This is a genomic window from Citrobacter sp. Cpo061 (assembly GCF_030332845.1).
GTDB lineage: Bacteria > Pseudomonadota > Gammaproteobacteria > Enterobacterales > Enterobacteriaceae > Citrobacter > Citrobacter portucalensis.
Genome location: NZ_JAOWHB010000023.1, coordinates 82603 through 103687, shown reverse-complemented (window position 1 = coordinate 103687; position 21085 = coordinate 82603). Strand labels below are relative to the sequence as shown.

Annotated in this window: 14 protein-coding genes and 1 other RNA gene; 5 read left to right on the top strand and 10 right to left on the bottom strand. The window is 54.5% G+C overall.

Features of this window, described 5'->3' with window-relative positions; genetic code table 11:
- Positions 1 to 5 precede the first annotated feature (5 nt).
- The 3 genes from OGX97_RS03020 to OGX97_RS03010 all read left to right on the top strand — a co-directional run bounded on the left by OGX97_RS03020 (position 6) and on the right by OGX97_RS03010 (position 5559).
- Positions 6 to 1169, top strand: a complete 1164-nt coding sequence (locus tag OGX97_RS03020) for an HlyD family efflux transporter periplasmic adaptor subunit (protein ID WP_156183273.1) — start codon at positions 6 to 8, stop codon at positions 1167 to 1169.
- A gap of 72 nt (positions 1170 to 1241) precedes the next feature.
- Positions 1242 to 1605, top strand: a transfer-messenger RNA (tmRNA) gene (gene ssrA / locus OGX97_RS03015).
- Between the two features lie 411 nt (positions 1606 to 2016).
- Positions 2017 to 5559 (top strand): inverse autotransporter beta domain-containing protein, encoded by a 3543-nt coding sequence (locus tag OGX97_RS03010; protein WP_279850936.1) that lies wholly within the window; start codon positions 2017 to 2019, stop codon positions 5557 to 5559.
- Between the two features lie 217 nt (positions 5560 to 5776).
- Here OGX97_RS03010 and iolB read toward each other — a convergent pair whose 3' ends face one another.
- From iolB to OGX97_RS02960, 10 genes are all read right to left on the bottom strand, one after another.
- Positions 5777 to 6595 carry a 5-deoxy-glucuronate isomerase gene (gene iolB, locus OGX97_RS03005; RefSeq protein ID WP_048215741.1) on the bottom strand — a complete coding sequence of 273 codons (819 nt, stop codon included), beginning with the start codon at positions 6593 to 6595 and terminating at the stop codon, positions 5777 to 5779.
- Between the two features lie 9 nt (positions 6596 to 6604).
- Positions 6605 to 7495 carry a myo-inosose-2 dehydratase gene (gene iolE / locus OGX97_RS03000; RefSeq protein WP_235127587.1) on the bottom strand — a complete coding sequence of 297 codons (891 nt, stop codon included), beginning with the start codon at positions 7493 to 7495 and terminating at the stop codon, positions 6605 to 6607.
- 14 nt (positions 7496 to 7509) lie between these two features.
- Positions 7510 to 9414 carry a bifunctional 5-dehydro-2-deoxygluconokinase/5-dehydro-2-deoxyphosphogluconate aldolase gene (locus OGX97_RS02995; RefSeq protein WP_279850937.1) on the bottom strand — a complete coding sequence of 635 codons (1905 nt, stop codon included), beginning with the start codon at positions 9412 to 9414 and terminating at the stop codon, positions 7510 to 7512.
- Positions 9415 to 9426: 12 nt separating this feature from the next.
- Positions 9427 to 10560 (bottom strand): Gfo/Idh/MocA family protein, encoded by a 1134-nt coding sequence (locus OGX97_RS02990; protein ID WP_032944642.1) that lies wholly within the window; start codon positions 10558 to 10560, stop codon positions 9427 to 9429.
- An 8-nt stretch (positions 10561 to 10568) separates the two neighbouring features.
- A complete protein-coding gene (locus OGX97_RS02985) occupies positions 10569 to 11597 on the bottom strand; it encodes an ABC transporter permease (protein ID WP_003826102.1) in 1029 nt (342 codons plus the stop codon).
- 11 nt (positions 11598 to 11608) lie between these two features.
- Positions 11609 to 13156 carry a sugar ABC transporter ATP-binding protein gene (locus OGX97_RS02980; protein WP_003839789.1) on the bottom strand — a complete coding sequence of 516 codons (1548 nt, stop codon included), beginning with the start codon at positions 13154 to 13156 and terminating at the stop codon, positions 11609 to 11611.
- A 53-nt stretch (positions 13157 to 13209) separates the two neighbouring features.
- Complete coding sequence (locus OGX97_RS02975; RefSeq protein ID WP_003839787.1) at positions 13210 to 14139, bottom strand: sugar ABC transporter substrate-binding protein; 930 nt, start codon at positions 14137 to 14139, stop codon at positions 13210 to 13212.
- Between the two features lie 38 nt (positions 14140 to 14177).
- Positions 14178 to 15164, bottom strand: coding sequence for an inositol 2-dehydrogenase (gene iolG / locus OGX97_RS02970; RefSeq protein WP_235126958.1), 987 nt, complete (start codon positions 15162 to 15164; stop codon positions 14178 to 14180).
- A gap of 342 nt (positions 15165 to 15506) precedes the next feature.
- A complete protein-coding gene (gene iolD / locus OGX97_RS02965; RefSeq protein WP_235126957.1) occupies positions 15507 to 17432 on the bottom strand; it encodes a 3D-(3,5/4)-trihydroxycyclohexane-1,2-dione acylhydrolase (decyclizing) in 1926 nt (641 codons plus the stop codon).
- 11 nt (positions 17433 to 17443) lie between these two features.
- Positions 17444 to 18949 carry a CoA-acylating methylmalonate-semialdehyde dehydrogenase gene (locus tag OGX97_RS02960; RefSeq protein WP_235126956.1) on the bottom strand — a complete coding sequence of 502 codons (1506 nt, stop codon included), beginning with the start codon at positions 18947 to 18949 and terminating at the stop codon, positions 17444 to 17446.
- A gap of 293 nt (positions 18950 to 19242) precedes the next feature.
- Between OGX97_RS02960 and OGX97_RS02955 the strand changes: the two genes are divergently transcribed.
- Together OGX97_RS02955 and OGX97_RS02950 are read left to right on the top strand one after the other, a co-directional pair.
- A complete protein-coding gene (locus tag OGX97_RS02955; protein WP_137377542.1) occupies positions 19243 to 20097 on the top strand; it encodes a MurR/RpiR family transcriptional regulator in 855 nt (284 codons plus the stop codon).
- A gap of 244 nt (positions 20098 to 20341) precedes the next feature.
- On the top strand, positions 20342 to 20908 hold the full coding sequence (locus OGX97_RS02950; RefSeq protein ID WP_003826090.1) for a Slp family lipoprotein: 567 nt from the start codon (positions 20342 to 20344) through the stop codon (positions 20906 to 20908).
- The last annotated feature ends 177 nt before the right edge of the window (positions 20909 to 21085 follow it).

Here is a 21085-nt window from a genome sequence, read left to right as displayed (position 1 = left end):
CCGCCATGGACGACCTCGATATCCGCCGCGAGCACCGTTTTTCCGGGGCCAGCCGTATTATTCTGCTCAGCACGCTGCTGTTTGCCGTCCTGGGTATCTGGGCATATTTCGGCAAGCTGGATGAAGTCTCAACCGGCAGCGGGAAAGTGATCCCCAGCTCGCGAGAGCAGGTCTTGCAGTCGCTGGATGGCGGCATTCTCGCCGAGCTTACGGTACGCGAGGGAGATAAAGTGCAGGCCAATCAAATAGTCGCCCGCCTCGACCCCACCCGTTCTGAGTCCAACGTTGGGGAGAGTGCAGCCCGTTATCGCGCCTCACTGGCTTCCAGCGCAAGGCTTAATGCCGAAGTTAACGATCTGCCGCTGGTCTTTCCCGATTCACTGCGCGCCTGGCCGGATCTCATCGCCTCCGAAACTCGCCTGTATAAAAGCCGCCGCGCGCAGCTTGCGGATTCAATGGCAGAACTTCAGGATGCACTGATCTCAGTAAATAAAGAACTGGCCATCACCCAACGGCTGGAGAAAAGCGGTGCTGCCAGCCACGTAGAAGTGCTGCGCCTGCAACGACAAAAAAGCGATCTGGGATTAAAAATCACCGATCTGCGCTCGCAATATTTCGTGCAGGCGCGGGAAGCGCTGTCAAAGGCCAACGCCGAAGTGGATATGCTGGCGGCGATTTTAAAAGGACGCGAGGATTCCGTCACCCGCCTGACCGTACGCGCGCCGATGCGCGGTATTGTGAAAAACATCCAGGTCACCACCATCGGCGGCGTTATCCCGCCCAACGGCGAGATGATGGAGATTGTGCCGCTGGACGATCATCTGCTGATAGAAACGCGCCTGTCGCCGCGTGATATCGCGTTCATCCATCCCGGCCAGCGGGCGCTGGTAAAGATAACCGCCTATGACTACGCCATTTACGGCGGACTGGAAGGCGTAGTCGAAACCATCTCTCCGGACACCATTCAGGACAAAGTGAAACCGGAAATCTTCTATTACCGCGTGTTTATCCGCACGCATCAGGACTTCTTACAGAACAAACTGGGACGCCATTTCTCCATCGTACCTGGCATGATTGCCACAGTGGATATAAAAACAGGTGAAAAAACCATCGTCGACTATTTAATCAAACCGTTTAATCGCGCAAAAGAAGCGCTGCGCGAGCGCTAAATCCTTGAGGATTAGGGGTTGCGGGGGCTGGTCACGCGTGTCACAAGTCTGTTATACTTGCTCTAATACATTGGGGCTGATTCTGGATTCGACGGGATTCGCGAAACCCAAGGTGCATGCCGAGGGGCGGTTGGCCTCGTAAAAAGCCGCAAAAAAATAGTCGCAAACGACGAAAACTACGCTTTAGCAGCTTAATAACCTGCTCTGAGCCCTCTCTCCCTAGCTTCCGCTCTTAAGACGGGGATCAAAGAGAGGTCAAACCCAAAAGAGATCGCGTGGAGGCCCTGCCTGGGGTTGAAGCGTTAAAACTAATCAGGCTAGTCTGGTAGTGGCGTGTCTGTCCGCAGGTGCCAGGCGAATGTAAAGACTGACTAAGCATGTAGTGCCGAGGATGTAGGAATTTCGGACGCGGGTTCAACTCCCGCCAGCTCCACCAAACACCGGTGAAAGCCCTCAGCGCAAGCTGAGGGCTTTTTTGTGTCTATTGCCCCGTCCTGAAAGTGTTGACACGTTCCAGACTTAGATCCGGAGAACGTGATGATAGCTGAATACGAACAGGCAGATTAATTTCCTGATAACTCTTTTTATTTAACAGTGAACGACCATGGTTAAATAATATCCCTACAAGCTTAAAATCGTCACGATAAAAATAAACGTATTTTTTAAATACATTCGTCATTTAAACGTTCGACATCGTTAGCCAGCCCATAATGCCGCATAGTGTAAAAATATCCAGTTAACTTCTCCATGAACAACTCTTGAATTTTCCTACTAAATACATATATTACGCATCCCGTTCAGTACATGGAATAACCTTTGATTTTTTTAATTGATATTGGAGTTACAAATGTCAAATAAGAAAATTTCGCGGAGCAATGGGGCAACAGGCCCCGTTAATAAGGTTGTCGCATGGTCAACAATCGCTTTGCAGGCTCTGTATCCTGCCCTTCTTAGCTTCACGCCAACCATCAGCCATGCGTCAGCCGTTAAGGCATCGCAGGCCGCCGCAGAACAGCAAGAACTGCGCGGCCTGTCTTCTCTCGCCGCGCAGGCTGGCAGAAGTATTGAAAACGGCCATGCGGGCAGTTTTGCTGCCAATACCGTCTCAGCACAGGCAACGAAGGAGGTGGTAGAGTGGCTACAGAAGTACGGTAATGCGCGTATTCAACTCAACGTCGATGACGCTTTCTCGTTGAAAGATTCGGCGTTCGATTTCCTTTATCCGTGGGTTGATACAAAGCAGCATGTTTTATTTAGCCAGACATCGCTTCACCGTACCGATGACAGAACCCAAACTAATATCGGCATGGGTTATCGCTATTTCACGGCGGATAATTCAATGCTGGGCGCAAACTTATTTTATGACTACGATTTAAGTCGTCATCACGCACGTATGGGTGCAGGCGTTGAGTATTGGCGAGATTATTTACGCGCAGGCGCAAATGCTTATTTAAGATTATCAAAATGGAAGGATTCTCACGATCTGGATGATTATCAGGAACGTCCGGCGGATGGATGGGATATCTATACCCAAGGTTGGTTACCATCGTATCCGCAACTGGGCGCATCGCTTAAATATGAAAAGTATTACGGCAAGAATGTCGGCCTCTTTGGCAGCGATCATCTTCAGGAAAATCCGTACGCCTTTACAGGCGGGATCAGCTATACGCCGGTTCCGCTAGTTACGCTTTCCGCTGAACACAAGCAGGGGCAGAGCAATACTCATGATTCACGCTTCGGCATAGAGATTAACTATCGCCCCGGCATCCCGCTGGCGAAGCAGTTGGACAGCGACAATGTTGCGTTAATGCGCGAAGTTCAGCACGGACGCTACGATTTTGTCGAACGAAATAACAATATTGTTCTGGAATACCGCAAAAAATCGGTTCTGAAAATCCGCCTGCCTGAAAGCGTACAGGGGGAAGGTGGCGCCGTTATTCCGGTGACTATTTCGCTGGATAAATCCCACTGGGGCATTCAGTCGGTAGAGTGGAACGATAGCGCATTTACCGCCGCTGGCGGACGCATTTCCGGTAGCGGCACATCATGGCAACTGACGTTACCCGCTTATACACCAGGCGGCACTAATCATTGGCAAATCGGTGCAACGGCGCGAGATGTTAAAGGAAATGTCTCTAACTATGCGGTGATGAACGTGACGGTGACGGGGAGTTCGGCCTCTGTCGGCACAATGGATTTTACATTGAACGGCGAGCAGCAACCGATCATCGCGGCTGACGGGAAGTCACAGCATCCGGTTACGCTGGTGCTTAAAGATACCAATGGTAATCCGTTAACAGGGCTTGCACATGACATTGAGTTGTCTTTAGCGTTTACGCCTGACACACAGAGAAATCGTGAGCGTTCAGCACAGGCTCCAAAACTTGGTGAAGTGCAGGAAACCCGCACCGGGGTGTATACCGCCACGCTGACGCCGGGTTTAACGGCGGGGACGGCACGCATCACCGCTAAAGTCCTGGGTAAAACAGAAACCCTGACGGTGACACTAAAAGCGGTTTCCGCAGAGGCGGCAAAATCGACATTCACAGTAATGCCCATGGAGCAGGTCGTTGGACACCCGATTAGCCTGGCGTTAGAAGCAAAAGATAAAGACGGGAATGCCATCACCGGCGACGACAGCTTACGTTTTTATGCAGTTTCAGCCAGCGGCGAAGTCCGTTTTACTGCCGTAGAAGAGAAAGACGGCGTGTACAGCGCTAAGGCAACGTCTGAACTGGTTCAGGCGACACGCATTGGTGTGACGTCACAAAAGCATGATTTCTCCGGGCTGGAAAAACAAGCCAACTGGATTGCCGACAAAACGCAACCGGTGGTGCAGGCTTTTAACCTGACCAGGGACAATGCGCTGGCGGATGGCAAACAGAGTAATGTCGCGGTCGTTACCCTGACCGACCGTTATGGGAACCCGCTGTCCGGATACACGGTCACTCTGGCGTTACCGCCACAGGTTAAGATCGCGAATGGGGAGAACGTTGTGAAGACCGATGCCAAAGGTGAAGCAAGATTCTCACTGACCAGTTCAACGCCGGGAACTTATGATATTACGCTAAGCGCGGGGAACATCAGCTCATCGCTAAGCGTAACATTTGCCTCTGCAATGGAGGGGGCAACATTGTCTCTGACGGCCAAAGACAATGGCGCAATCACCAATATTGCAGCAAACGGTCGCGATGGTGCCACGCTTGAGATCATGCTCAACAATACCGCCGCGTCGGTTGAAGGACAGAAAGTGGAGCTTATCGTAACGCCACAAGGGCTCGTGTACCCGGAGAAAATCACCACCAATAAAGACGGTTACGCAACGGTAACGTTAACTACGGTTAAGGCAGGTCATTACACCGTTAATGCCAGGGTTACAGATGGGCAGCACAGCGTTGAGTCCTCAAGCGTTGACCTGGAATTCGTACCTGATATTAACAGCGCAGCGCTGAATTTGACCGCACCGTCTGAGAGCATTGTGGCAAACACATCAGCGGCACATGAAATTCAGGTACAGGTTGTCGACGGTGAAAACAACCCATTTAGTGGTGACGTGCACCTGACCAGTTCCCCTGCCAGTGGATTAAAACTGGGCCAGTCCGAACTGACATTGGATGAGAAAGGAATGGCATCAACAACCTTTATTGCCGCAGAAGCTGGGCACTATCAATTGCAGGCAACCTTCATCAAAGAGGGTAAACGCGTTACGGCGAGTAAGGCGATTGAGGTGGTATCGGATCTGCAAAATGCCGCGTTGACGATCGAACCGTCAACTACATCCGCCGTAGTCAGTGATGTGGATAACGTGGCGTTTACCCTGCATCTGACCGATACATCAGGGAACGGCGTCAGCAACCGTAAGCTGAAAATTACGGCTACAGGCCCATCGCCACGCGATCCTCTGGTGATTGACAATACGCTTGTCACCACCAATGGTTCCGGTACTGCGACTGTAAATGTCCACGGTAATAAGGCGGGTCGTTACACGCTGACCGCCACATTGGCTGAACACGGTAGCAATGTCTCGGCAAATGCTTCGATAATGCTGAATGCCGATGCCCAGAATCCAGTACTCACTCTGGAGCAGGATCCTGGCTATGCCGTTGCCAACCTTGAGCCGGTAGGCTTTATGGCCCGGTTGCAGGATAAATTCGGTAACCCGTTAAACGGCAGTGTCGAATTTAGCGCAGGCAGCAAAGCCAAACCCGGCAGCGGAACCTTTACGATGACGCCGGATAAAACCAACTTTAAGTTAGGGAATGCTTACTCTGAACTGAGAACGGATACGGCCGGTGTAAGTTGGGTGAGAGCGAAGGCGACGACGGGAGATAAAACATTGGAAAAAGTACTCACCGTCTGGGTAGTTGAGAACCATCAACCAAATTCCTGATCGGGATATAAACAAAAGATAGCCGGGGTGTTCTCGAGATCACCCCGGCTACTGCCATAACCCCAAATATATCGACGCTTGCATTATTCTCATGGCCAGGCGATCTATGAGAATAATGAGCACTTAAATAGCGCCAACCGTCATCCCATTCTTCCCCCTTTTACTCATCAAAAGGAGGGAAAAAAACGACTCGCAGTTAAAAAAGTCATTCATGACCTTACTTATCAACCGGATAATCCCTGTTAATCCACGCATGTTCATCTTCCCAGGTAAACATCCATTTGCGAACCGGGCCGGCCATCACGTTAAGGTAGTAACTGTCATATCCCGCCAGGGTTGCCACCGGGTGATACCCTTTCGGCACCATCACCACGTCGCGGTTATAGACTGCCATACACTCGTCAAGCGATCGGTCGTCGGTGTACACCCGTTGCATACAGAATCCCTGCGGCGGGTTGAGGCGATGGTAGTAAGTCTCCTCCAGATAGGTTTCCTGCGGGGGATTATCGGTGTCATGCTTATGGCTTGGGTAAGAACTGGTACAACCTTCGTTGGTCCACACCTCCACCACCAGCAGGCTATCTGCGGGTTTATCTTCCGGTAAGATGTTGTGCACGTAGCGCTGGTTGTGCCCTTTGCCGCGGGCTTCCCCGTCGATATCCTTAGGTGCGATCAGCCGTGTTGGGTGCGTGCCTTTCCCCGGTGCAGCGCAGACCGCCAGCTCCAGTCTGGTCACCGCCTGAACCTGTATTGTTTCACCAGCAGTGACATAAACCGCCCACGGTTTGATGCGTTCAAACGGGCTCATCCGCTCACCGATATCCGTAAAAGTTGCGCCCGGCGTGGTGACGGTCGCGCGTCCGGCGACCAGTACCAAGCAGCGTTCTTCGCTGACGGCGGGCAGCGTAAGCTGCTGCCCTTCCTCCAGTTCATACGCTCTAAAGCCAACATATCCCCAACCGGCGCTTTCCGGCGTCACTGACTGCGTACACCCTTGCGCGTCCGGCTGCTGCCAGCGTGATAATAAACGTGACATATCACCTCCTCAGATAAGCCCGGCATCCCGTGCCAGACGGCTAAGGTTGTTATAGCCCAGACGCGCATACGTCAGCGGATGCGCTATGGCTGGATCCTGCTCCGCCTCCACCACCAGCCACCCCTGATACTGGTTCGCCTTCAGCAATGCCATGATTGGCGGATAGTCAACGCAGCCATCTCCCGGCACGGTAAAGACGCCGCTCAGCACCGCATCGAGGAAGCTGGTTTTGCGGTTTTTGACATCCGCCAGCACGTCGGCACGTACGTCTTTGCAGTGAACATGGTTGATACGTGATGCCCAGCGCTGCGCCACAGCCAACGGATCGGCACCCGCAAAGGTCAAATGCCCGGTGTCGAGCAACAAGCCAACTTCATCACCGGTATTCGTCATCAGATTATCCACATCTTCAGCAGATTCAATCACCGTTCCCATGTGGTGGTGATAGGCAATCTGTACTCCCTGCCGCTGGGTGTAGCGCGCAAACTCAGTGAGCTTTTCACCGTACTCTTGCCAGCGCTCTTGCGGGAAGCGCGGACGCAGATGTACCGGCGTCTGCTGCTCGCCGTGAATGCAGCCACTGACTTCGGCAAAGACCAGCACCTTCGCTCCCAGTTCGCGCAGTAACGTCAGGTGCGATTGCACAGCGGCAATCTCCTCCTCCACGCTGCGTTCCAGCAGACGTCCGGAGTACCAGCCGGAAACCAGTTGCAGGTCGTGGCGCTGCAAAATGGGGCCGAGCAGTCGCGCCTCACGCGGGAATTTGTTGCCCAGTTCGAAACCAGCAAATCCAGCCTCTTTGCCCTCGCTCAGACACGTATCAAGCGACGTCTCAGCGCCCAGTGAAGGAAGATCGTCATTCGTCCATGTCAGTGGATTAATACCTAATTGTACCGTCATCATCTTCTCCTGAATTATGCTTGTCCGCGCTCGCGCCACCAGGCGATAAGCTGCAGGTAGTTATCTTTAATGCGCGCCACCAGCTGCGCATCGTCAATATCGTGTTTCAACCACGCGCGGGAAGCGTCGCCGAACAGCGTGCGTCCCACGGCAAAACCTTTCACCACCCCATGACCCGCAGCCGCTTTAAAATCAGCACGCAGTTGCTCTGCCGGAGCGTCCAGACCCAGGATCACCACGCCACGGCAGTGCGGATCGCGCCGTTCGATAATGTCACTCAACGCCGTCCAGCCAGCAGAAGCCAGCGGTGGGAGTTTCCACCAGTCGGGGTAGATCCCTAAGTTGTAGAAACGGGAAATGGCGCGCAAATACAGTTCATCACTGCGCGGCATACTGGCCGGTAAAATCACCTCCAGCAGCAGCTCATGACCGGACTGGCAACAGGCGCGGTACACCTCAGCGATTTTTTGTTCTTGTTCCAGACGCAACGCGTGGGCATCTTCCGGATGGAAAAAGACCAGACACTTCACCACATGTTCCTGCGGCCAACTAATGAGCTGCGAGCCTATATTGCCGTGTTCCATCTCCAGCGGGCGCGACCCCGGCAGTTCGATAGGGCGACCTATCCACCAGCCCTCTCCGGTTATCGCATTCAGCGCATCCTGACCAAACGTACCATCGCACAGCAGCCCGGCCTTGCCCTCCAGCCCGGCGCTGTTGGCCGCTTCACGGCTGGCCTGCAAAATAAGCTGTTTCAATGCCGGAATACGCTTCAAAGACGCGCCGCACTGCAACGCCATCTCTTCCAGTTGGCTACGGTGATCGAAGGCCATCACGCACAGTTCCGGCCATGTGCGACGACGGGTCGTCACGCGATGCAAATGGTTGAGATGCGGATCGAGATCCGGACGCGGAACCTCTGCAGCGCGAGAAAGATAATCATCAAGCTCAACTTTGCTCGGCATCGCCGGCGCACAGCCGTGACGTGATACCACCAGTGCGCCGCAGGCATTTGCATAGCGGCACGCCTGCTCCCACCCCTCATCGTTAAGATAGCCGCGCAGCAGGCCAGACATAAACGCATCCCCCGCCCCCAGCACGTTCAGCACCTCTACGCGTACGCCGGTGACCGTCAGGCCATCGTCCAGCCGGGCCGGGATCGCGTCGGTATACACCGAACTGCCAAGCGCACCGCGCTTGCAGACCAGCGTCGCGTGACTCACGCCGCGAACCTGCGACAGCGCCTGCAGCGTATCGGTACTGCCGCCCGCAATATGAAACTCCTCCTCGGTACCGACAATTACATCAAAAAGATGCAGCACCTCCTGCAACTGGCGGGTGACCTGATCGGCGGCGATAAAGCGTGTTTCGCCGTCGCCTAAGGAAGTAAGTCCCCACAGCACCGGGCGATAATCGATATCCAGCGCCGTACGCACGCCGTGACGCCGGGCGTAAGCGAGCGCCGTCAACACCGCCTCGCGGGTTTGCGGATGAGAAAGATGCGTCCCGGTGATGGCAAGACAACGAGCAGAAGCGATGTACTGTTCATCAACATCGCTGGCGGTAATCGCCATATCTGCGCAGTTATCACGGTAAAAAATCAGTGGGAAGGTGTCCCGGTCTTTAATGCCGAGTAGCACCAGCGCCGTCAGGCGGTCTTTATCAGTGATCAGATGGCTGGTATCGCAGCCTACCTGGTTTAATTCTTCACGCAGGAAACGCCCCATATGTTCGTCGCCAACCCGCGCCAGCATTGAAGAACGCAGTCCCTGGCGTGCCGTGCCGTAAGCCACGTTGCCGGACGAACCACCAAGATATTTGGCAAAGCTCGACACATCTTCCAGGCGCGCGCCAATTTGCTGACTGTAGAGGTCAACCGCCACGCGGCCCATGCATATCACATCAAACTGCTTTTCCACGTTGATACCTCTTCAGACAATGTCGTTCACGTTCAGCCAGCGGCCTTCCTGGTGCGAGAGTGCGATAGCGTCAAGCACGCGCGACACCTTCCAGCCCTCTTCAAAGTCCGGCCACATCGGTGCATCGGCGGCAATGCCGTCCACCAGGTCACGTACTTCTACTGTTTTCTGGTCGTTAAAGCCGATACCATGCCCGGCTCCCATGCAAAACGCGCCGTAGTCCGGGTGCGCCGGGCCAACCAGTAAAGTGCGAAACCCCTGGCGGTTGACCGGATCGTCATGCAGATAGAGCTTCAGCTCAGCCATACGCTCCTGAGTAAAACTGATGGTTCCTTTGGTCCCGGTAATCACATACGACAACCCCATCTTGCGGCCACAGGCAACGCGCGAGGTTTCAATCACCCCTTGCGCACCGCCTGCAAAGCGCACCATCGCGTGGGCCTGATCTTCGTTCTCTACCGTCACCATTTGCGAGGAACCGACTTTCGCCGGACGCTGTGGCACCACGATCTTCAGGTCGCCGCAGACCTGCTGAATATCCCCAACCAGGTACTGCGCCATATTGACGATATGCGCCGCCAGATCGCCAAGCGCACCAAGTCCGGCGGTCTCTTTAAAACAATGCCAGTGGATCGGCGCAAGCGGATCGGCCATGTAGTCTTCGTTGTGGGTGCCGTAGAAATGGATCACCTCACCAATTTCTCCGCGCTCAATGATCTCTTTCGCCAGCTGCGCCGTTGGGTTCTTCATATAGTTGAACCCCACCAGCGTTTTCACTCCTGCCCGCTGTGCAGCTTCAACCATTTCACGTGCGTCGTGGGCATTCAGCGCCAACGGCTTTTCTGAATACACATGCTTGCCATGGCGAATCGCTTCCAGCGCCATCTCTTTGTGCAGATGATTAGGAGAACAGATATCCACGACATCAATGGCCGGGTCAGCCACCAGCGCACGCCAGTCTCCGGTTGAGCGATTGAAGCCAAACGCCTGCGCCCGCTCGGCGGCCAGCTCTGGAGAGACTTCCGCCACCATTTCGCGCACCAGCTTGCCGCGCAGGTTAAACACCGTCGGGGCCTGGGCATAGGCGATGGCATGCGCCTTGCCGATATACCCGGTGCCAATCAATCCAATACGAACTTCTTTCATCATGATCCTCACAATGCGCCGCGACGGCTCTTGGCGTAGGTATCGAACGCCACCGCCAGAACGATAATTAAGCCGGTAATAATTTGTTGGTAGTAAGCCGAGACGTTCATCAGCACCAGACCGTTAATCAGGATGCCCATGATGATCGAGCCGATAATGGTGCCGCCAATACGCCCGTAGCCGCCCATCAGTGAGGTACCGCCAATGACCACCGAGGCGATAACGCGCAGCTCAAACGAGATCCCGGCAACCGCTTCCGCGCTGCCCAACCGCGCGCTGAGAATGAAGCCCGCCAGCCCTGCCAGACAGCCAATTAACACGTAGACGCTCACCAGCACGCGTTTCACGTTAACCCCTGCCAGACGCGCCGCCTCCGGGTTGCCGCCGATGGCGTACACGAAGCGCCCCCAGCGGGTTTTATGTAGCGCCAGATAACCGCCTACCGCCACCAGCGCGAATATCCAGATTGGAATGGAGATACCAAGCAGTTCGCCGCGTCCCCACCAGCGGTATCCCGCGTCGAAACCGGCAATTGGTGCGCCGTCGTTAATCACCAGCGTCAGGCCGCGCCAAATCGTCATCCCGCCGAGGGTGACGATAAACGGCGGCAGACGCAGGCGGGTCACGCCGAGGCCATGCAGAAAACCAATCGCGGTGCCCATCGCCATACAGATACCAAGGCCAATCAGCCAGCTCATGCCGCCCCAGGCGTTCGGGTCGACGGTGGTGAAGTTGTCGCCCTTAATCACATACGCGGCGGTCATGGCGCAGACCGCCAGGATGGAGCCCACCGACAGATCGATCCCGGCGGTCAGAATGACAAACGTCATCCCCACCGCCATGATCCCGTAGATGGAGACTTCGGTCAGAATGTTGAAAATATTGCGTTCAGAAAGAAAATTGCTGTTCTGCAACTGAAAGAAAATCAGCAGCAGGATCATGAAAATCAGTACCCCAAAGCGCTCAAAAAAGGCAATGGGATCAAGACGTCCGCCGCGTTTGGCAGGAACCTGCGTTTTAGAAATAATCTGCGTCATGAATCACTCCGTTATGCCGCATTCAGGGCGTTGTGGTTGATGGCCATCATCGTCATTAGCCGCTCTTCATTAGCGTCGTCGCCGTGGATCTCGCCAGTCACCCGGCCTTCACTCAACGTGATGATCCGATCGGAAACCGCCATGACTTCCGGCAGATCGGAGGAGATCACGATCACCGCCACGCCCTTTTTCGCCATATCAAACAGCACCTGATGGACTTCTGATTTGGTGCCAACATCGATGCCGCGCGTTGGTTCATCCACGATCAACACCCGAGGATTAAGCGCCATGCAGCGCGCGAGGATCACTTTTTGCTGATTCCCGCCGGAGAGCTTGCGCACCTCCTGCGCGCTGTTGACCATTTTGATCTGCAGCGCCTGGCGGTATGACTCGATCAGGGCATCCTCTTTGCGGGTATTCACGAACCAGCGCCAGTGCAGCAGTGACGAGAGGCTGGAGAGCGACAGGTTGTCTCGGATCGACAGCCCAAGCACCGCGCCCTCTTTTTTACGATCTTCCGGTACCAGCGCCAGCCCCTGATCCAGCGCAAACAGCGGATCGCGCGGCTGATATGGCACGCCATCAAGTTCAAAGCTGCCGGAAGTAAAACCGTCGGCGCCAAACAGGCAGCGGGCCACTTCGGTGCGCCCGGCACCCACCAGTCCGGCAATGCCTAACACTTCGCCAGCATGCACGTGGAAGCTAATGTCGTGCAGCGCGATACCATGCGGATCCAGCGGCGGTTTTTCGCGACTAAGCCCCTTCACCGCCAGACGCACAGGTTTATCTTCATGGTGAGTTTCGCTGGCCGGACGGCGATTAAAGGCCACATCGCGCCCCACCATCAGGCGGATCAGCTGTTCTACGGTGGTCTGTGCAACCGCGCCATTCCCGGTGAATCGTCCATCCTGGAAAACGGTGAACTGGTCGCAGAGTTGAAAAACTTCATGCAGGCGATGGGTGACGTAGATAATGCTCACGCCACGCCCTTTAAGTTCCCGCACCACACGGTGTAGGCTTTCTACTTCGCTGTCGCTCAGCGCGGCGGAAGGTTCATCCATAATGATGAGTTTTGCGTTCAGCGTCAGCGCCCGCGCAATTTCCACCATTTGCTGCTGCGCCACGCTCAGCCGGGCCACGGCCGTGGTTGGCGCAACGTTCAGTTGCAGGTAATCCAGAATCACCTGCGCTTCCTGATTTACCGCCTTTTCGTCAACAATCAGATTGCGTTTACGCGGTTCGCGTCCGAGAAACATATTCTCGGCGACGGTCATATTGGGCAGCAGATTAAATTCCTGATAAATCGTGATAATGCCCTTGTTCTGCCGCTCAACCGGAGAGTCTTCTACCGGCAATGTTTCGCCGTTGAACCAAATATCCCCGCGTGTTTGCGGCTGCGCGCCCGCCAGCGCTTTCAGCAGGGTCGATTTTCCGGCACCGTTCTCACCTAACAGCGCATGAATTTCGCCTGCTCCGACGGTCAGCTGTGCGCTGCTCAGCGCCCAAACGCCGGAAAAGCTTTTCGCCAGGTCGGTCACTTTCAGTAAGGGTTGCGACATCGGTCTGCTCCTCCTCATAGAGAGCCGCCACTTGCGCGGCGGCTGCGGACATATCAGTTACCGGCCTCACTAATACGCTCGGCCTGCTGCAGGTTCTCTTTGGTGATAAGCGTTGGCGGGTAGTCAGCCCCGGTGATCGCAGTCTTCTCACGGACGTTATTCACCAACTGGCTCATAGCCGTTTTCACCGCAAAGCCAGGACGCTGATCCGCCGTCACTGCCAGCCAGCCATCGCGCACACGCGCCAGTGCTTCCGGCACGGCATCGAAGCCCGTGACCAGAACTTCACCCGGTTTCAGTCCTTGTCCCTGTAACGCTTCAATCGCGCCCAAGGCCATATCGTCGTTAGCGGAGAGGATCACCTGCGGACGCTTCGGCAACGAAGGCAGAACGCTTTCGACAATGCGCATCCCTTCAGAACGCATCCAGTTACCGGTCTGATCGGCAACGATCTTGTACTTTTCACCACCCGCCTTCAGGCTGTCGCGAATGCCTTTAGTACGTTCAATGTTGGAGGAGGAGCCTGGCTGGCCGGTCAGCAGAATAATGTCTGCCCCGTCAGGGAACTTGGTTTTGACAAAGTCGCCAATCGCCTGACCGCCCTTGTAGTTGTTCGCGCCGAAGTGCGGCACTTTTTTCTGGCTGTCAACGGAGCGGTCGAGGGTAACAACGGGCAGTTTCGCATCCTGAATTTCATCTACCGCGCTGGACACCGCGTTGACATCGTTCGGTGAAACAATAAAGCCCTGTGCGCCACGAGTTATGGCGTTTTCCAGGTCAGCGACCTGTTTTGGCGAGCTACCCTGCCCGTCCAGGACCTGTAAATTCACGCCCATCTCTTTTGCGGCTTTCACCGCCGTGCGCTGCATGTGAACTTCAAATGGCATCGCCAGGTTTGGCGTACTGAAAACAATTTGCTCGTTTTCAGCAATGGCTGCCCCGGATGTCATGGCGATGAGGACAGCTAAGATCAGTTTTTTCATTATTATGTCTCTCTGTGTAGGGTAGGTTGTGGTGACAATCAGAGGAGAACTTCACGCTGGCTATGCAGTGACTCCAGCGCTTTATCCGCCAGATACAGCGCACGCTCGCCATCGTCCCCGCTGCAATCAGGGACCGTTTCGCCGCGCAGTACCGCAACAAAGTGTTCCCATTCCGCGGCATAGGCCGATTTATAACGCTGCAGGAAGAAATGTTCAGGTAACGCGCTGGTGCAGCCGGTCTTCGCGTAGTGCTGCACCTGATTTTCGAGAATGTTGCCCGCGCACAGCAGCCCTTCAGAGCCGTGCAGCTCAAGGCGCTGATCGTATCCGTAAGAAGAACGGCGGCTGTTGACGATGGTCGCCATCGCGCCGGAGGCATATTTCAGTACGATGAACGCGGTATCGATATCGCCCGCTTCACCAATCGCCGGATCCACCAGATTGCTGCCCTGGGCATACACCGAAACCGGCTCTTCGCCCATGATAAAGCGCGCCATATCAAAATCGTGGATGGTCATATCACGGAACATACCGCCGGACACACGCACGTATTCCGCAGGCGGCGGCGACGGGTCGCGGGAGATGATCAGCAGCGATTCCGGCTTTCCGATACGCCCGGCCAGTGCGTCAGTTTTCACACGGCGAAACTGTGGATCGAAGCGGCGGTTGAAACCGATAAACAACGGTACGTCGTACTCTTTGACTACTTTCAGGCAGTCGCGTACACGGGCCAGATCCAGGTGGACCGGCTTTTCACAGAAGATGGCTTTGCCGTGGCGGGCGGCCATTTCAATCAGATCCGCATGGGTATCGGTCGCGGAGGCAATCAGCACGGCGTGAACGTTAGGGTCCGTCATCGCCTCATCCAGGCTTTGCAAACGGGCCTGGTACTGTGTGGCAAGACGGGTGGCAAATTCCTGATTCGGGTCGACGACGGACCAGAGGGTAGTGGCACTGTGACTGGCAATGTTAGCTGCATGTACCTGGCCAATTCGGCCAGCGCCCAGTAAAGCAATGTTAAACATAACGGCTCCCGGTGTTGGTGAATGCGATGAACTAACGACCCTTTAAATAAAACATTTATTTCATTTTTATAAATAGTGAAAATTATGTTTTTGGGTGCAAGTTAACACTTTTGAGATGAGTGAGATAAAATCTGTTATCAATATCACAACATAACAACAGGAAAGATGCAGGAATTGGCCCCCTTCCGTTCAGGAAGGAGGCGATGGATGAAGAGAAAGGAAAAATGAAATGAAAATTTCGTTGTCGCAGGTTACCGGATGACAGCGCTAACGACTTATCCGGCCTGGGGTAGAATCCGCTGTAGGCCGGATAAGCGCGGCGCCATCCGGCATTAATCGCTTTTAGTACTGACGTGCGTTTTTCATCTGCTCAAACGTCTGCTCAGCCGCTTTTCGCACCGACGGAGATTCTGCCACCTGCGCATCGCCAGTGCGCCACCAGGAGGCATAGTCGTGGGTCATGGTTTTCGGCAGAACTTTGATATCCAGCAGCACAGGCCCCGAATGCGCACGCGAGGCTTCCAGCGCCGCCAGCAGGCTTTGCTCGTCATGTACACGCCATGCCCGACAGCCGTAGCTTTCCGCGTTTTTAGCAAAATCGACCTTCACCAATGGCCCATCCAACCGTCCGGTTTGCGGGTTGCGGTGACGGTTTTCCGTACCGAAGCTCCCAATCCCATGCCCCATCTGCAGGTTGTTAATACACCCGAAGCTGGCGTTATCAAACAGCAGGATAGTGACTTTTATCCCCTCCTGGACGGCGGTTTGTAGCTCGGAATGCAGCATCATGTACGAGCCATCCCCCACCATGGCATATACCGGCTGCTGCGGCTTCGCCAGCCTGGCTCCAATAGCAGCCGCAATCTCATAGCCCATACAGGAGTAACCGTATTCCAGGTGATAGCTGTCCGGGGTTTTGACCTGCCAGATACGCTGTAAATCGCCAGGTAGCGATCCGGCGGCCCCTACGACGATAGCGTTATCTTCAATGTGCTGATTGATAAGCCCCAGCACCTTCGTCTGGGTCAACCGGGTGTTTAGCGTGTCGCCATATTCCGCCAGCTGAGCGTCAAGATGCCCAGCCACTTCGGGTTCGTCGTCGGGACGCCAGTCGCGCTCCCATAAACGTTGGCACTCATCACGCCAGGCCTCTTGCGCCTCAGCGACCTCCTTCCCCCAATCGCTGCGGTAGTCTTTCAGTGTTTCAGTTAATGCCGTAAGCCCGGTACGGGCGTCGGCGATAAGTGCAGTGGCATCAAGCTTCAGTGCGTCAAACTCCGCCACGTTCAGCAGCAGGAACTCAACCTCCGGATGAGAAAACAGCGCTTTCGAACCGGTGGTAAAGTCTGTGAGGCGCGTACCAATGCCGATCACCAGATCGGCTTGCGGTGCGAGCTGATTCGCTGCCATCCCTCCAGTTACCCCAATGCCTCCGAGGTTAAGTGGGTGGTCACTAACCAGCGCTCCCTTTCCGGCCTGAGTTTCGGCAAACGGCAGTTGCAGCGTTTCAACAAACGTACGAAACGCCTCATGCGCGCCGGAATATCGTACCCCGCCGCCGCATACCACCAGCGGACGGCGTTTGCGGGCAATCAGCGCCCGCGCCATCGCCAGACGCTGCGGGTCGGGTGGTCGACGTTCGATCAAATGAACGCGGCGCGCAAAGAAGCTCTGCGGATAGTCCCAGGCTTCCCCCTGCACATCCTGTGGCAGGCAAATAGATACGGCACCAGTATCTGCGGGGTCAGTAAGCGTTCGCATCGCGTTTAGCATCGCGCTCATTAACTGCTCCGGGCGGTTAATCCGGTCCCAGTAACGCGAGACCGGGCGGAAGCAGTCGTTGGTACTGATGCCAAGGTCATGGTATTGCTCAATTTGCTGCAATACCGGGTCCGGCTGACGACTGGCGTAGACATCGCCAGGCAACAGCAGCAGCGGAATACGGTTCGCCGTCGCGGTTGCCGCGGCGGTGACCATGTTTGCCGCTCCCGGCCCAACCGATGACGTCACGGCAAAAATACGCTGGCGCCGATGCTGTTTGGCGAATCCGGTCGCCATGTGCGCAATTCCCTGCTCATTACATCCCTGCATCACCTGCAAATGACCGGGTGCCTGCTCCAGCGCCTGGCCAATGCCAAGCACGTTACCGTGACCAAAGATGGTGGCGACGCCCTCGACAAAGGGCGTTTCCACGCCATCGACACAGATATATTGTTGATTAAGGAATTTGACCAGCGCCTGAGCCATGGTCATACGTTCGGTTTGCATAAACCCTCCTGTCAGCCCAGCGTTGGCATGGAGAACGCGGCCTCTGTGTCCTGCAGCATCTCCGGCCAGCGTGCGGTGACGGTTTTCATCCGGGTGTAGAAGCGCACGCCATCGTTACCATGAACGTTCAGCGCACCAAAAATGGACCGCTTCCAGCCGCCAAAACTGTGGAACGCCATCGGCACCGGAATTGGAACGTTTACGCCCACCATGCCCGCCTGCACTTCTTCGCAGAAGCGACGCGCACAGCCGCCGTCACGTGTGAAAATTGCCGTGCCATTACCATATTCATGACGGTTAATCAGTTCCACCGCGCTGCTGTAATCTGCTACGCGCACCACAGAAAGCACCGGTCCAAAAATCTCTTCTTTATAGATGGTCATCTCCGGCGTGACGTTATCAAACAGGGTCGGCCCGACAAAATAACCCTGCTCATGGCCTTTAACGCTAAAACGTCGACCATCCACGCGCAGGCTGGCCCCCTGCGATTCCCCACTGTCGATATAACCGAGCACTTTATTACGATGTACAGAGGAGATAAGCGGCCCCATTTCATTTTCAGGTGTCTGGTCAAGACCAGGCCCGACACGCAGCGCCGCAATCTGTTTTTCCAGTCTCGAGCACAGCTCATCTGCCGTTTTATTCCCTACCGCCAGCACGACCGAAAGCGCCATGCAGCGTTCACCCGCCGCGCCGTAAGCGGCCCCCATAATGGCGTTGGTTGCCATATCCATGTCGGCATCCGGCATTAAAATGCAGTGATTTTTAGCGCCACCTAACGCCTGGCAACGCTTACCGTGGGCCGATGCCGTCTGATAAATGTATTCCGCAATCGGCGTAGAGCCGACAAAGCTCACGGCCTGCACGCGCGGGTCAGTTAACAGAACGTCAACGGACTCTTTGTCCCCCTGCACGACGTTGAACACGCCGTCCGGCAATCCGGCTTCTTGCAGCAGTTTCGCCAGTGCCAGAGCGAGAGAAGGGTCTTTTTCTGAGGGTTTCAGCACGAAGGTATTCCCGGTTGCCAGCGCGATGGGGAACATCCACATCGGTACCATTGCCGGAAAGTTAAACGGCGTGATCCCGACGCAAACCCCGAGCGGTTGCATCAGCGAATGGCTATCGACGCCGGTACCTACGTTGGCTGAGTGTTCGCCCTTTTGCAGATGTGGGATGCCACAGGCAAACTCCACCACTTCCAGGCCGCGGGTCAGTTCACCAACTGCGTCAGAGAATACCTTGCCATGCTCTTCGCTGATGATGCGAGCCAGCCTCTCCATGTTTTCTTCCAACAGCGCCTTAAAGCGGAACATCACTCGCGCACGTTTTAACGGAGAATGGCGCGCCCACCCGGGGAATGCGTCGTGCGCTGCCGCAATGGCTTGCTCGGTTTCCTGTGTCGTACTCATCACCACCTGGCGGATCTGCTCGCCGGTGGCCGGGTTGAAGATTGCCTGAACGCGCTGGCCTGAACCGGTGACACATTCGCCGTGGATAAAATTCGCTACTGTCTCCATCCTTAACCTCTCGCTGTTGATACGTGACTGTTACCTGAACACTGTTATCTGTGTACTATATATGAAACAAACATTCCATTTTAAGTTGAAATAAAATAAATAATGATTAATGTGATCAAGGATGGGTTTTTATGTTAACAAGCGGAATCGCATGATTAGCGTGCACTGGCATAACGTTTCAGCGGACGACAAGCCTGAAGCTTTTGTTTCGTTTTTACAGCCAGATGAATGAGTGACATTTCAAAGACGCGGTTTTGCGTTTAGAATCATAAAACTATGTACCAGGAGGTAAAATGACAACAGCAACCAGCCTGAACGAGCTGCAGCAGCAAATCCGCGATCGCTACGATAGCCTGAGTAAGAGGCTGCAGCAGGTGTCCCGCTATGTGCTGGATAATACCAATAGCGTGGCCTTTGATACGGTTGCCGTCATTGCTGAACGTGCCGGAGTGCCACCCTCTACGCTGATCCGCTTCGCCAACGCCTTTGACTTCACCGGCTTCAACGAAATGAAACAGCTGTTTCGTATGAACCTGGTAGAGGAAACCGCCAGCTACAGCGACCGCGCGCGCATGTTCCGTGAGATGGAAAGCGAAGCCGTACCGGAAACCCCGCTCGATATCCTGCAGGAGTTCGCCCGTTCGAATACCCAGGCGCTCCAGCAGCTGGCAGCCCGTGCCGAACCTGAAATGCTGGAACGCGCCGTACAATTGCTGGCAGAAGCCGACACCATTTACATTGCAGGTCTGCGTCGTTCGTTTAGCGTAGCAGCCTATCTTACCTACGCGCTGAGCCATCTTGAATGTCGCCCTATTTTGCTCGACGGAATGGGCGGAATGCTGCGCGAGCAGATTAACCGCATCAAAGCGCAGGATATCGTGGTGTCGATTAGCTTCTCGCCTTATGCGGAAGAAACGCTGATGGTCAGCGAAACTGCGGCCAATGCCGGCGCGCGCCAGATCGTGATTACCGACAGCCAGATAAGCCCGCTGGCCACGTTCAGCGATCTCTGCTTTGTGGTGAAAGAGGCGCAGGTTGACGCGTTTCGATCCCAGTCTGCGACGCTGTGCCTGGTGCAGTCGCTAGTGGTGGCGCTGGCTTACCGTCTGGGTGACGGGAGTAATGAAAACGGTCATTCTGTCGGGTGATGAGCACCGCAAAAATTGACGATCCGCTTTATTACATTCCCGCCAGCGTGACGTGAAACCGTGATGCCAGCCGTTACTTTTATGGTCGTTGAAAATATCGCCCTCATTCAGCGACCAGATAAAATACAATCCGTTATTACCATAAGCTACAATTATATTAATATTAGATAATCAACAATGCGCATGCTGACAATAATACGCAAAGGTTTACTATAGACCTGTCTTTTTTAAGCAGGAAAGTAAAATGAAAAATACAAAAGGGTTGATGATTATTGCCCTTGCTTTCACCCTGGCATCATGTGCTTCCATTCCTGAGAATATCAAAGGTAATAATCAACCCGATATCCAAAAAAACTTTATCTCCGTGCATAACCAGCCCGGTTTATATACCGGTCAACAGGCTCGCTTTGGTGGTAAAGTCATCAATGTGATTAACACCAAAAATGATACGTTGCTGGAAATCGCCGTTTTGCCACTGAACGACTCTGCTAAGCCACAAATAGACGCGAGCTATCAGGGACGTATTCTTGCCCAGCAGAAAGGTTTCCTCGATCCGGTAAACTACAGAAACCATTTCGTGACCATTTTGGGAACAATTCAAGGAGATGAGTCAGGATTCATCAACAAAGTCCCGTACAACTTTGTTAAAGTTGATTTACAAGGAATCCAGGTTTGGCATTTAACTGAGTCTGTCAACACCACCTATAACATGTGGGATTATGGTTACGGCGCATTCTGGCCTGAGCCGATGTGGGGAGCGCCTTACTACGCCAATACAGTCACTCAGGTAACTCCGGAGCTAGTGAAATAATCCCAGAGGTAAGATGGCGCGACTATATTCCGGAGTCAGGTGTTGGCAAACAACCCTTCTCATCACCCCGCGTTTATCTTATTGCGCCATCCTGCTTCATGAGATCCTTCGCTTAACATGCATTCTTCCTGTTACATATAATTTTTAACCGCTAATTTGTTAGCGAAGAAATGGGCT